This window comes from Ruegeria sp. BHSA163 (assembly GCF_059613365.1).
This window is the reverse complement of sequence record NZ_JBXWSJ010000019.1, coordinates 1-12,658: the sequence shown is the minus strand read 5'-3', so window position 1 is coordinate 12,658 and position 12,658 is coordinate 1. Positions and strand designations below refer to the sequence as shown.

Sequence of the window (12,658 nt, the reverse complement as noted above, 5' to 3'; positions counted from 1 at the left end):
AAGATGACCCAGAAGACTTTCGCATTTTTCCCAGAGGCCGCGTTTGGCCCTGCGCTGAATTCGGTCGGGATTGCGCAGGCGGTGGAACGCATGGGCCACAAGGCGGTATTCCTGTCGGACCCGGGCTTTGTCGAGGTCTACGAGGGTTACGGGTTCGAGGCCCATCCGGTGGCTCTCTCCGAACCGATGCCGCCCGAGCAGATGGCGAAATTCTGGGAAGATTTCATCAACGGCCATATCCCCAATTTCCGCAAGGCACCGATCGACCAGATCGACAATTACGTCAAGGAATGCTGGGAGGCGATCGTCGACAGCGCCAAATGGGCGCAAAAGGACCTGCCCGGCATTCTGGACAAGATCAAACCGGATGTGATCTCGGTCGACAACGTGATCCTCTTCCCGGCGATCAAGCAGTTCGGCGTGCCCTGGGTGCGGATCATCTCGTGTTCGGAAAACGAGATCGAGGATGACGCGATCCCGCCGCACCTGTCGGGCATGTCCGAAAACGACACAGCGGGCCATGCCGCCTTCCGGGCGCGGTTCAACGAGGTGATCAAGCCCATCCACGACGATTTCAACGCCTTCCTGGCCGACTGTAACGAGGATGCCTATCCCCTGGGCGAGTTCTTCGAGGCCTCGCCGCATCTGAACCTGCTGCTCTATCCCGAACAGGCGAAATACAAACGCGCAAAGCCGCTCGACCCGGCGCGGTTCCAGTATCTCGAGGGCTGCGTGAGGCAGGATGAACCTTATGAAGTGCCCACTTTCAAGAAAAACAATGACGGACCGCTGCTCTATATCTCCTTCGGGTCCCTCGGCGCGGGTGATACCGACCTGCTGAAGCGCCTGATCACGCTGGTGGGCAACAGCCGCTACCGTGCGCTGGTAAATGTCGGCGATTACGAAGGCGAATACAGCGACATCCCCGACAACGTGGTGATCCAGAGCTGGTATCCGCAACCCTCGGTCATTCCGCAGGTGGATGTGGTCATCCATCACGGCGGCAACAACTCGTTCACCGAATGCCTCTATTTCGGCAAGCCTGCGATCATCATGTCCTATGTCTGGGACGGCCATGACAATGCCATGCGTGTTCAGGAAACCGGCCATGGCTTCCGCTCGGACCGCTACGACTGGACCGATGAAGACCTGACCGCCAAAATCGAAGCCTGCCTGAACGATAAGGACATGGCCGCGCGACTCAAATCGACCTCGGCGCATATGCAATCGCAGAACGGGCAGGAAAAGGCCGCAAAGCTGCTGGTCGGTCTGGTGGAGTGATCCTGTGACGGACCTAAACGCCTCGGCGCCGCATATCCACGACGCGACCATGTATGATGATCTGGTCGATTGGGGCCCACAGCCCGACATGGTCAGGGGCCAGTCGTATTCAACCGGGCGGCTTCTGCACAAGGGTCCGGGCAACTCGCCCGAATGCGGCATCTGGGTCTGCACGCCGGGCACGTGGAAGATCTCGGTGCCGCGCGACGAGTTCTGCCATTTCGTCGCGGGCCACGTGATCTATCGCCGCGACGGCTCGGACGAAGTGATCGAGGCCCGCGCGGGCACCTGCGTGCTCTTTCCCGCCGGGTGGGAGGGCACGGCGGAAATCACCGAAACTCTGCGCAATATCTACATGCTGGTTTGAGAAGGACAAAAGCCATGAAAGCACCGGTCATGCGTAACCCGTTGCAGATTACCGACACCGTGGATTGGGGCGTGATCCCGACCATGATCGACGGCGAAAGCCGCACCTCGGGCAAGCTGCTTTACAAGGGTCCCGACGGCCAAAGCGAATGCGGGCTTTGGATTTGTACGCCCGGCAAATGGGAATGTCACGTGACCCGGGATGAGTTCTGCCACTTCCTCGAAGGTCGCTGCACCTATGTGCACGAAAGCGGCGACGTAATCGAGGTCGCGCCCGACACGGCGGCCTTTTTCCCGCAGGACTGGAAAGGGGTCTGCACCGTCCATGAGACTGTCAAGAAAGTGTACATGATCCGATGAGTGATATCCTCTCGCCCTGCTACTACCTGGCCCCGCGTTATCACTCAAGCGCGGGTGCCGCGCATGACGTGATCGACCCGGCGACGCTTGAGGTGGTCGCGCGGCGCGGTGACGTGACGGCGGCGGAGCTTGACGGCGTTCTGGCCCGGGTGAACGCGGCGCAGAAACTTTGGGCGGGAACCGACGCCAAGACCCGCGCCGCGCATCTGCACCGTCTGGCCGCCCGGATCGAGGCCACCGACATGACCCGCTGCGCCACGCTAATGAGCCGCGAGATGGGCAAACCCTACCCCGAAGCCATCGGCGAGGTCGCCAATTGCGCGCCGATCTTCCGCTACTACGCCGAGATGGCGCGGGATGAGGCGGGCAAGCTGGCGGGCACCACCCAGACCGGATCGCTGCAATATGCCCGCTACGAACCGCTGGGCGTGTCGGCCCATATCATGCCATTCAACTTCCCGATCCTCTTGATGTGCTGGACCGTCGCGGCCTCTCTGGCGGCGGGCAATGGCTGCATCGTGAAACCTGCCGAGGCGACCACGCTCTCGACCCTCGAATTCATGAAGGTCTTTGATGACATGCCCGCGGACCTCGTCGCCTGCGTGCCGGGCGGGGCCGAAACCGGCCAGGCGCTGGTTGACAGCCGCCAGACCCATGCGGTGGCCTTCACCGGTTCGGTCCGCGCGGGCCAGGCCGTGGCCGAAGCCGCTGCGCGCCGCCTGAAACCGGCGGTGATCGAGGCGGGCGGGTCCGATCCGATGGTGATCACCGCCCACGCACCGATTGACGTGGCCGCCGCCGGGGCCGTGACTGGCGCCTTCCACCTGACGGGCCAGGTCTGCACCTCGACCGAGAGGCTTTACGTCGTGGACGCCGTTCATGATGCCTTTGTCGAGGCTTTCGTGGCCGAGACCCGGCGGCTCAGGATCGGCAATGGCCTGGAAAAGTCCGAGATTGGCCCGCTGGTCAGCGAGGCCGCCCGCGACAAGGTCGAGCGTCTGGTGGCGGATGCCGTGGCCAAGGGCGCGACGGTCGCCTGCGGCGGGCGCAGGCCCGAGGGGCTGAACCGGGGCTGGTTCTATGAACCCACCATCCTGACTGGCTGCACACCCCAGATGGACCTGCTGAGCGAAGAGATCTTCGGCCCTGTCGCCGCCATCCTCCGCGTACCCGATTTCGACACCGCCATCGCCATGGCCAATGACAGCGATTTCGGTTTGGGCGCCTCGATCTTCACCACCGATCTGGCCGAGGCGCATGAGGCGTCCGAGCGGCTTGAGGCGGGCGTGGTCTGGATTAACAACCCGATGATCGACAACGATGCGCTGCCTTTCGGCGGCTGGAAGAATTCGGGGATTGGGCGCGAACTGGGCCGGATGGGGCTCGATACGTTCCGGCGGACGAAAATGGTCATCCTCGACCACAAGCCAGTGCGCCATGACTGGTGGTACCCTTATCCAGATGACTGGTTCCTCGACGCCGGTGGCCGCAAACATGTCTGACGAAAATACGCGCAGGGTAGCACCGCAATCCGTGCCCTACTGGCTGGATCGGACCGCGGCTAAATGCCCCGCGCTTGAAGCAGAAATCACTTGCGATCTCGCAATCGTCGGCGGTGGCTTTACCGGGCTCTGGTCTGCGATCAAGGCGCGCGCACGACAATCATCCCGATATTCGACTATGCCTTGATGACCGAGCCTTTGACAGAAGCGCAGCTTGCGGCCATCGGTTGGCAGGAGCGACACGGTGTGGCCGTCAGCGGCAACCAGTTCCATTATTCCCGCAAGACCGCGGATAATCGGATCCTTTGGGGCGGTTATGACGCGGTCTATCACTACGGCAGCCGGCGCGATGTGGCGCTGTTCAACCGGCCCGAAACCTTCGACCGGCTGCGCGCCAACTTTTTCGCGGCCTTCCCTGCGCTGAAGGGAACTGAATTCAGCCATGCCTGGGGTGGCATCATCGACACCTCGGCGCGCCTGACCTTCTTTGCCGGTACCGCGTTGCAGGGACATCTGGCCTATGCTCTCGGCTTTACCGGACAAGGCGTCTCGGCCTCGCGCTTCGCGGCACTTACCATGCTGGACCTTCTGCAAGGAGTAGAGACTGAGCGAACCAGGCTCCGGATGCTGCGAACGCGCCCCGTTCCTTTCCCGCCAGAGCCGATTCGCAGTATCGTGATCAGCTGGGCGTAAAATGATCTATCCCGAGAGGATCAAACCGGCGAGCGGTCACTGCTTCTCCGGTCGTTGGACCGATTTGGTATAGGATTTGGGTCTTGAAACCAGACGGGATTGGAATGAAGGGAAGGAAGGTGCCCGGCTCGGATGGAACACCCGCTTTAGCGCGCTTATTGCCCGTTCGCGTGTGATGCGGCATCTGGAAGAATGGGCTCGATGCGGTCATCTGAGTGATTTTGTCAGATGTCCGCTTTACAGTCTTCAGCGGTCAAACGCGGCGTGCGACACGGCGACATGTGCGACACCGACGTAACGCAGCCGGTTTTAAACGACGTCCCTTTCAGAGCCATGGTCCCAAACCCATTGATGTACTTTGAATAGCGATTGGCCCACAAAATTGATCAATTTTGATAATTGGCGGTGGAATGGTGGGCATCAGGCGCCTCCCAGCACTTTGGCTTTTGCTTTAATAATGGCTTCAGAAATGTAGCTTTCTCGTTGTTGGAAATATCTCTGCCCGTCGGGGCTGCTTTTCCAGAACTCCAGCAGCTCGTCATGAGTTGTGCCCCGCGCCATCGGTTTTTTGCGTTCGGCTGGGTTATCAGTGAGGTAGGTGGCGATGATCATGTCGTCTTTTCGGATTTCTTCTTCGCCGTCGAAAAGAGCCGGATCGGGATCGCGAACGGGAGGAAATCTTGGCCTATCCCCCATGTGGGGAACGCCTTCAGCCGTTAGTCGATCATAAATCGCTTGCAGTTCTTCTCTGAATTCTGTGTCTTTCGATGGGTCTGTCCATTTTGCCCATGCTCTGGCTTCCTGACGTTCTACGGCGGCGAGGTACATATCTCGGGGTATGGCCAGATGTTTTCGATATCGTGCTATCCTGCCTTTAGGGGTATCAGCCACCGAGCAATTCCAGTCTTGATTGCAGCTCATCCAATTCAAGATGAAGTTGTTCTGTCTCGATAGCTTTTCGGGCGGCTTCAATGGAACGCAACAGCGCGTCTGCTTCATCGGTCGTGATCTGACCTGAAGCAACTGCTCCTAGAACAGAATTCACGGCATTCAAAATGTCTTCAGGGCCGTTTATCTTTGGCAGGACGACTTTGAGCGGGCGACACTTTCGGGGTGGCAGAATGCGCTCAAGGCACAACCGTATTGCGGTCATGTCACCTGCTTTTGCCAAGTCTATCGCCTTTTGCGTAATAGCTTTGGCATCCCCGTCCATCATTGCTTCGGCCGCCAGTGTCGCTTTGTTGCGCACGCCCTTGGGTCTTCCCTTAGGATTTCCGCTCTTACCCTTGGGAAACTTTCCGGCTTTTGAAGTCAAAGCCTGTTTTGCTGCTGTATTTTCAGGCTGCGGTTGCGAATTCGGTACGGTCACAGCTAACGGCTTTCATTGGATATAAGGGTCAGCCTAACTTACCTAAATTTAGTTAAATCTCATAGCTAAATTTGACCTTGAGATATCAACCATCCGAGTTTCTTAATTTATGGTGTTAGGCAAAAGCTGTTGCTTTTTGGCACGGTGCACTGGTTACGGTTCCGGCGGCAAACTGAGACTGGTTCGAATTCGTCTGACGGCACCCACAGTTCCTTTGGCATACCTGAAGCCAACTCAAATTTACCTAGCAGTACCGTCTTGTGAAACGGAAATGCAAAATGAGGCAATGCTCTATTTCTTGTTGCTTTTCTGTTACAATCCAGCGAAAGGGGGGCTGAAAATGGCAAAAAAGGGAACCATCTCAAGGAAGTCCTATGCGGCTGAACTGAAGCGCTTGCAGATTGAGCTGTGCCATCTCCAAGGCTGGGTTCAGAAAACCGGGTCGCGGGTTGTTATTGTGTTCGAAGGGCGAGATGCTGCCGGAAAGGGCGGAGTAATAAAGCGAATAACCGAGCGCGTTAGCCCGCGTGTTTTTCGAGTTGTGGCGTTGCCTGCTCCGAGTGACCGCCAAAAATCCCAAGTTTATATCCAACGGTACTTCGAACACCTTCCGGCGGGTGGCGAGATCGTTCTCTTTGATCGCAGTTGGTACAATCGCGCGGGGGTAGAGCGGGTCATGGGCTTTTGTACCACCAAACAATATGAAACGTTCCTAACCGATGTGCCGGGTTTTGAAAGATATCTTGTCAGAGAAGGCATTGTTCTCCTGAAATACTTTTTCGATGTCAGTCGAGAAGTACAGCAGGATAGATTCAAAGACCGAATGATAGACCCGAGAAAGCACTGGAAGCTTAGTCCCATGGATCTTGAGTCTTGGGCGCGGTGGTGGGACTACACGGAAGCTTACGAGCGCATGATTGCAGCGAGCGACACAGTTGAAGCGCCTTGGTATCGCGTTCCAGCGGACAACAAGCGCCTTGCACGTTTGAATTGCATCGCTCACATACTGAAATCAATTCCATATAAGGATGAACTTTTCACTATCCCAGACTTGCCGAAGCGCAGAAAGCGACGCAAAGGGATGCCAGAAACTATTACGTTTTCTAACACAGTGCCGCAGCTGTATTGAGTTACCGTACTGAACAGACTGGGCGTCTGGGACTAGTCGATTGCTGGCCTAGCGGCTCCAACAACCAGCGTTCAGTGGAAATTCAAACGGTTATCTGCGACGATATTTGTCCAGTTAAGGTCCTATTTTGTTAATTCCGAAATCAGTTGAACACGGCTCGCGGCATCGGATCGACTTACTTGATCTTTGTCCTTGAGGTGCGGATTATAGTGGGAGGTCAATCCATGTCGAAAACGGTAACTCGGTTGTTGCCTTACCTTTTTGTTGCGTTTGCCTTTTTGAGCTTCAGCGCAGCCTACGCTCAGTCAGCAGAAACGGCAGAGCAGCACGTAGACTGGCTGCAATTAGGCATGGGTTTGTTTGGTGGCTTGGCGCTCTTTCTGGCAGGTTTGGATCTTTTGTCTGAAGGGTTAAAGAAGGCCGCTGGAAACACGCTCCGCAATGTTCTTCAGAAGTTGACCGTGAACCGGTTTATGGGCGCTGCAACAGGGGCGTTCGTCACCGGTATTCTGAATTCTTCCTCTGTCACGACGGTATTGGTCGTAGGATTCGTTACAGCCGGTGTCATGACACTGGCACAGTCCGTCGGTGTGATCATGGGCGCAAACATTGGTAGCACCGTCACTGCGCAGTTACTTGCCTTTAACCTTTCCACTTATTCCTTAATCGCGGTCGCGCTTGGCTTTTTCATGACCTTTGGCAGCAAGAATGAGCGCCCCAAGTACATCGGTATGATGATAATGGGCCTTGGCCTTGTGTTCTACGGAATGGGCCTGATGAGCGATGGAATGAAGCCTTTGCGCAGCTATGAGCCCTTCTTGGAAATTCTCGCCAGCATGGAACAGCCACTTTTCGGCATTCTGGCAGGAGCGTTGTTTACCGGGCTGGTCCAGTCTTCCGCGGCCACGGTGGGCATCGCAATAGCCATGGCCAGCGAAGGTCTTCTGTCTCTACAGGCGGGGATTGTTCTAGCCTTGGGCGCGAACATAGGAACCTGTGTTACGGCGTTGCTAGCGGCGCTTGGTAAACCGGTAGAGGCTGTCCGCGCGTCCGTTGTCCATGTTTTGTTCAACATAGCTGGCGTTCTTATTTGGCTGCCGTTCCTAAGCATACTTGCAGATATTGCTGTCAATGTTTCACCTGCGGCAGCAGAAGGTCTGGATGGTAAAGACAAATTAGCCGCAGAGGTGCCTCGGCAGATCGCGAACGCCAATACGATGTTCAATGTCCTTAACACGATGATATTTATTGGCTTCACAACAGCCTTTGCACGCCTCGCGGAAAGATTGGTCCCGGATCGGCCCGAGCCGGAAGACATTATTATCCAGCCTGAGTTCCTGGATGAAGCAGCGCTGGAAGCACCCACGATCGCGCTTGAAAACGTCAGAAGGGAGATCGAGCGAGCCGGTCACATCGCCTTGGAAATGATGGATGCCTTAGGTGAAGGAGCCGAACATCACAACAAGGATGAGTTGGATAACGTAGCAAGACGCGACGATGAAGTGGACATCCTGACCTCGGAAATCATGAAATATCTCGGTCGCATACGGCAAAGCTCACTAACGGAAAGCGAAAGTGAAACCCACCAAAAGCTCGTGACGGCAATTATTGATATCGAGAGTGCGGCTGACATCATCGAAACTGATATGGTTGAACTCTTCAAAACATTCTTCGACGGAGACTATTCCGAAAGCAGTCAAACCACCCGAGAAATGGTAGAAGGGCTATGGACTTGTGTAAGAGAAAGCCTTGAACTTGCAGTTCGGGCCGTCGGGAATAGTGACGAGCGCTCTGCCCAAGAAGTTCTATTGCTCAAGGACGATATTCGAAACCTGTCGGACCAGCTATTCGAAAGACATGCCAAGCGTCTAAACGCTGACGATCCTAGGTACTTAGAACGTGTTCGACTGCTTATGACTTTTATCGAGCAACTGCGCCATATGTACACGCTGACAAAACGCGTCGCAAAAACACAACTTCCAGTCGAGATCGCCACTGAGGCGGCGTAAGGGGCTATAGAAACCGCCTTGATGAGAAAAAAGTGCCCGCTGCCTGCTCGGGTTCCAAACGAGTAGAACAGTTGCATTTTTACAGTCAGCTTGATCAATATTTTAGTTTCAGACGGCAACATAGTCCGCAACACGGTCACTCGAACAGACCGCAGCGAATGCCCGCTTCGAGACCAGAGCAGAAGTTACATGCACAAGTTCAAGAGAATGTTAAAACTGATGCTTTAGGTCTACGTGAACTGGGATGGTGTAAGTTTTCTACAGAACAACGAATGCCGGCCAACTTAACAGATCTGCGGTCGATGTTGCGCACGTGAAAGACGCGACACCGGCCTGACTATCAGAAACGACTTAACTTGCTAAGGAAAGTTGGAATTATGGCTTTCTCAGGCGGATTGCGCCTCTTCACCGTCGTCGCTGAATACCATTGCGAGGTGCTGTCAGACGAAGAGAGCGCGCTATGTATCTCGCAGCGAACGACCGCTTCGAGCCCATTGCTGCCGCTCAAATCCTAGAGCTGTAGAGCGGTGGTCCGTTACGTCTAGATCGCGCGGGGTTCTGTCGGGAAGGACAAGTTCTCCGATCTGCGACTAGTTCGATCAGGCCTCAAAAGACTTAGTAGAATGGCCTGATGGCGCTTTTCAGTTCGTTTTGTGCTAGATTCAAGCTGTCGAAGGAATGGCGGGACAGACTGAGAGGTGCGCTCGAATGAATGAAATCTATGGCCCCGTAGAAGGCGGGTGTTTATGCGGAGCCGTTCGCTATTCGCTCAGCCAGCCACCCCACAATGCCGGTTATTGTCATTGCCGGATGTGCCAAAGAGCCCTAGGGAACCTGTTCGGGGCCTGGATCATGACCAAGAACGAATACCTCCGGTACCCCAAGAATGAGCCGAACTGGTACGCGGCCAGCGATACCGCCCGGCGCGGGTTTTGTGGTACATGCGGCTCACCGATTATTTGGCAACCCGAAGGTAAGGATTTTGCCGCGATCTGGATCGGTACCCTGGATGATCCGACCGCTTACGTACCGCAAGGGCATTGGCATACGGAAGGTAAGATCCCTTGGGTGGACATTCACGACCATTTGCCTGTCCGATCATGAGAAATTTGTAGCACACCAGGTGGAAACTGCGATCTGAGCGCCATAACAGAGGGGTTTAACAGGATTTGAATAGACGTCTGGCCGCTATTTTAGTTGCTGATGTAGTCGGTTATTCGCGCATGATGGGCGAAGATGAAGCGCAGGCTCTAGCAGCCCTGCAGCACTTACGTGACGATCTGTTCGAGCCGGAAGTCGCCAGTAGATCTGGCAAGGTCATCAAGAGAATCGGGGACGGCTGGCTGGTGGAGTTCGAGTCCGCGGTAGAAGCCGTTTCCTGTGCGCTGGGTGTGCAAGACAAACTGGCAAAGAAAGATATCGCGCTCCGTATCGGCATCCATATTGGGGACATCGTGCACGAGGGCGACGATATTTTCGGCGATGGTGTTAACGTTGCCGCCCGGCTCGAGGCGGTCGCTGGTGCCGGTCAGATCGTCATCTCAAACGACGTCAAACGGCTAATCTCGAGTCTCATCAGCCGCAGCTTCCACGACAACGGAGTCGTCCACCTCAAGAACATAATCGAACCGGTGTGGATCTGGAGCTGGCCTGACAGGTTGCCGGTCCCGGCAGCGGAACCGGATCGATTTGGCCGAAAGCCGCGTGTATTTGTAGGCGAATTCGAGACGACCCAGAATGACGCGCAAGAAGTGGCCCGTGCCGTTTGCGAGGATCTTTCAACCATGTTCTCCCGTCAGACTGCCCTCATTCTGGTCGATGACAAGGAGAGCGCGGACTATTTGGTTGGCGGCTCTGTGCGCAGCGCAGGCCCGCGCTATCGCGTTGTCGCGCACCTGACCCATAGGGAGACAGGTGAGCAGGTCTGGTCAGAACGATATGACGAAACCGATGAGGATGTGTTCCGGCTACAGGATCAATGTGGCATCAAGGTTGCCAGCGCCGTGAGAGTGCGAATCTCAATCAACGAAGCCGGGTATGTCGATGATTTACCCTTGGAAAAGTTGACGGTTGAACAACTACTGAATGTGGCCGCCCGGTGCTACATGTCGACGTCGCGGGACATCTGGCTAAGGGCTAGACGGGCGCTTGAATTGGCACTTCAGCATGATCCGGACAACTGGATGGCCTATGCGATGCTCTGTTACGAGGCAACCAGCGAACTGGACTTCGGATGGCGCAGGCTGCCAAACGAAGATGCGGTGCGAACCTGCCGCTATATCGAACGCGCGGTCCGGCTGAACCCGAACAGCGACGTCGTTCGCATGACACATGCCAAGGTTTTGCTTGCCGTGAATAAGGACCATGCAGCTGCCAAGGCCGAGGCGGAACTGGCACTGAAACTCAACAAGAACTTCATGCACGCGGTTGCGCAAATGGCGATGATCGAAGCCTATCTCGGCAACGCCGCAGCGGCGATGACTCTGGCGCGACAGGCCGTTGAAGATGATGCAAGCCATCCCTACCTGTTCTACTTTCTGCGTCAGGCCGGAATCAGTTTCGCGGTTCTGGGGCAGTATGATCAGGCCGCGGAGTACTTCATGAAGGCGGACTTAGCTGCGCCCGGGCTTCCGGCGAACCTGATGGGACTAGCCGCTTCGCGCCAACTCTTGGGAAACACTGAGGGCGCCCGGGAAACGATGGCGAAGCTCACGTCCATCGCTCCTCAATTCAATTTGCTAGAACTTGAGGCTTGGCCCTTCAGGGACCCGTCGGGCTGGGTTCCAATACGGGAGGCCTTGGAAGCAGCAGGCGCAAGGAAAATGCCTCCGATCTCAGTTGTAGGTCGTCGTTTGACTTCATGAATTTCACCGCCTGGATCGAAAGTCCCGAAAGCAGACGCTGAACGGGTTCTACTGAATGATCACCCCAAGCCGAGAGCTGTCGGATAGCCAAGTCGTCAACTGACAGTATGATAAGTTGCGGCATGCAGCGCATGTAAAATCGCAAGATGTTGGAGAGCGGACCAAGTCCCCATAAGGTCCGAGACACTGTCCAAAACTGTTACTCGTCTACCAAAATCCTGCCCGGCTGCCCCTTTTCGTGAATCCTGAAAACGATAATAGTCGCACCTTCATCTCCAGAACGGGCGGTGTGAATCGCCTTCAGCGGCACAATTCCGACGTCCCCTGCTAAAATTTCTTTTTCGTCTTCCCCGACCAGCAATAGAGTTACGCTGCCTTGTAGCATGCATGCAATTTCTTCACCTGGATGCCAGTGTTTGGGTAAGGTCACGTTGGGCGGTAGCGCAATGTGGCTGACGATCACTTCCAATTCGTCAGAGCCTTCTAGGGCATTTGCCAACAAGTCTTGGATTTCCGGGGCTTTCAGGTCAGTCGCTTTCGGGGCCCCGTGTGCAATCGCGGTGGAGACTGCAGCAGCGACAAACAGAGCTACCAATGCCAGAATTTTCTTCATAGCCATTTCCTTTCAAAAACGTTAACCATGTTACTTCTTTTTCGACGAAATCAACTTTACATCTTGGCTTTTATTTTTCAGCCCTCGCCGTTGATCGGACGCCCTTGTACGTTTTTTAGTCCGCTAACTAGACATCCTTCGTCAAAGAAAAAAGTTCGCTTCGAGCCCGAATTGGAATTTCCACCGTGCTAAGCGAAGACGATATCTACAGTCCTCTTTAGTCCACAAGGATCGGTACGTCGTCTGACAGTCGAGGTGCGGAGCGCGGGGTGGTTTCGATCAGCCGATTGGAGCTGTGTTCTTAGCTCAACGGGCAATCAGGACGGTTTTAACTCAGCGGATTTTATAAAAGGGGCCGGCTGGCGACATGTTAATTTGGTCCAGACTGTGGCACGCTATAAGAAATTGTGGACAGGGAGAATGTTATGGTGATCAGAAACACCAAGGGTCGTGGACGCCTTTTTGATAGCGT

At 55.4% G+C, this 12,658-nt stretch carries 13 protein-coding genes; 10 read left to right on the top strand and 3 right to left on the bottom strand.

The features are described 5' to 3' along the window. The first annotated feature begins 3 nt into the window (after window positions 1-3). Genes AC2FNV_RS10565 through AC2FNV_RS10540 form a run of 6 tightly spaced genes read left to right on the top strand, consistent with a single transcriptional unit; the run spans window position 4 to window position 4,202 of the window. A complete protein-coding gene (locus AC2FNV_RS10565; RefSeq protein WP_496773236.1) occupies window positions 4-1,281 on the top strand; it encodes a nucleotide disphospho-sugar-binding domain-containing protein in 1,278 nt (425 codons plus the stop codon). A gap of 4 nt (window positions 1,282-1,285) precedes the next feature. Next, the gene (locus AC2FNV_RS10560; RefSeq protein ID WP_367648316.1) at window positions 1,286-1,648 is read left to right on the top strand and encodes a cupin domain-containing protein; all 363 of its coding nucleotides are present in this window, start codon (window positions 1,286-1,288) and stop codon (window positions 1,646-1,648) included. Window positions 1,649-1,662: 14 nt separating this feature from the next. Further along, on the top strand, window positions 1,663-2,007 hold the full coding sequence (locus AC2FNV_RS10555; protein ID WP_170608813.1) for a cupin domain-containing protein: 345 nt from the start codon (window positions 1,663-1,665) through the stop codon (window positions 2,005-2,007). Next, a complete protein-coding gene (locus tag AC2FNV_RS10550; RefSeq protein WP_170608814.1) occupies window positions 2,004-3,509 on the top strand; it encodes an aldehyde dehydrogenase family protein in 1,506 nt (501 codons plus the stop codon). Before AC2FNV_RS10555 ends, AC2FNV_RS10550 begins: the two co-directional genes overlap by 4 nt. Continuing rightward, on the top strand, window positions 3,502-3,696 hold the full coding sequence (locus AC2FNV_RS10545) for a hypothetical protein (protein WP_496773233.1): 195 nt from the start codon (window positions 3,502-3,504) through the stop codon (window positions 3,694-3,696). Before AC2FNV_RS10550 ends, AC2FNV_RS10545 begins: the two co-directional genes overlap by 8 nt. Continuing rightward, entirely contained in the window at window positions 3,696-4,202 is a 507-nt protein-coding gene (locus AC2FNV_RS10540; protein WP_496773231.1) for an FAD-dependent oxidoreductase, read from the top strand. Before AC2FNV_RS10545 ends, AC2FNV_RS10540 begins: the two co-directional genes overlap by 1 nt. Before the next feature lie 420 nt (window positions 4,203-4,622). On the opposite strand, the gene AC2FNV_RS10535 is transcribed toward AC2FNV_RS10540, so the two are convergent. After that, entirely contained in the window at window positions 4,623-5,093 is a 471-nt protein-coding gene (locus AC2FNV_RS10535) for a hypothetical protein (RefSeq protein WP_496773229.1), read from the bottom strand. Beyond that, on the bottom strand, window positions 5,086-5,571 hold the full coding sequence (locus AC2FNV_RS10530; RefSeq protein WP_496773228.1) for a DUF5681 domain-containing protein: 486 nt from the start codon (window positions 5,569-5,571) through the stop codon (window positions 5,086-5,088). The genes AC2FNV_RS10535 and AC2FNV_RS10530 overlap by 8 nt, the downstream gene beginning before the upstream one ends. Window positions 5,572-5,911: 340 nt before the next feature. Between AC2FNV_RS10530 and ppk2 the strand changes: the two genes are divergently transcribed. The 4 genes from ppk2 to AC2FNV_RS10510 all read left to right on the top strand — a co-directional run bounded on the left by ppk2 (window position 5,912) and on the right by AC2FNV_RS10510 (window position 11,573). Beyond that, the gene (ppk2, locus tag AC2FNV_RS10525) at window positions 5,912-6,700 is read left to right on the top strand and encodes a polyphosphate kinase 2 (RefSeq protein WP_496773226.1); all 789 of its coding nucleotides are present in this window, start codon (window positions 5,912-5,914) and stop codon (window positions 6,698-6,700) included. A 224-nt stretch (window positions 6,701-6,924) separates the two neighbouring features. Further along, window positions 6,925-8,709 (top strand): Na/Pi cotransporter family protein, encoded by a 1,785-nt coding sequence (locus tag AC2FNV_RS10520; protein ID WP_496773224.1) that lies wholly within the window; start codon window positions 6,925-6,927, stop codon window positions 8,707-8,709. Window positions 8,710-9,387: 678 nt separating this feature from the next. Next, window positions 9,388-9,813, top strand: a complete 426-nt coding sequence (locus AC2FNV_RS10515; protein WP_496773222.1) for a GFA family protein — start codon at window positions 9,388-9,390, stop codon at window positions 9,811-9,813. Between the two features lie 65 nt (window positions 9,814-9,878). Beyond that, entirely contained in the window at window positions 9,879-11,573 is a 1,695-nt protein-coding gene (locus AC2FNV_RS10510) for an adenylate/guanylate cyclase domain-containing protein (RefSeq protein WP_496773220.1), read from the top strand. 199 nt (window positions 11,574-11,772) lie between these two features. Here AC2FNV_RS10510 and AC2FNV_RS10505 read toward each other — a convergent pair whose 3' ends face one another. Then, a complete protein-coding gene (locus AC2FNV_RS10505; protein WP_496773218.1) occupies window positions 11,773-12,186 on the bottom strand; it encodes a cupin domain-containing protein in 414 nt (137 codons plus the stop codon). Window positions 12,187-12,658 lie beyond the last annotated feature (472 nt).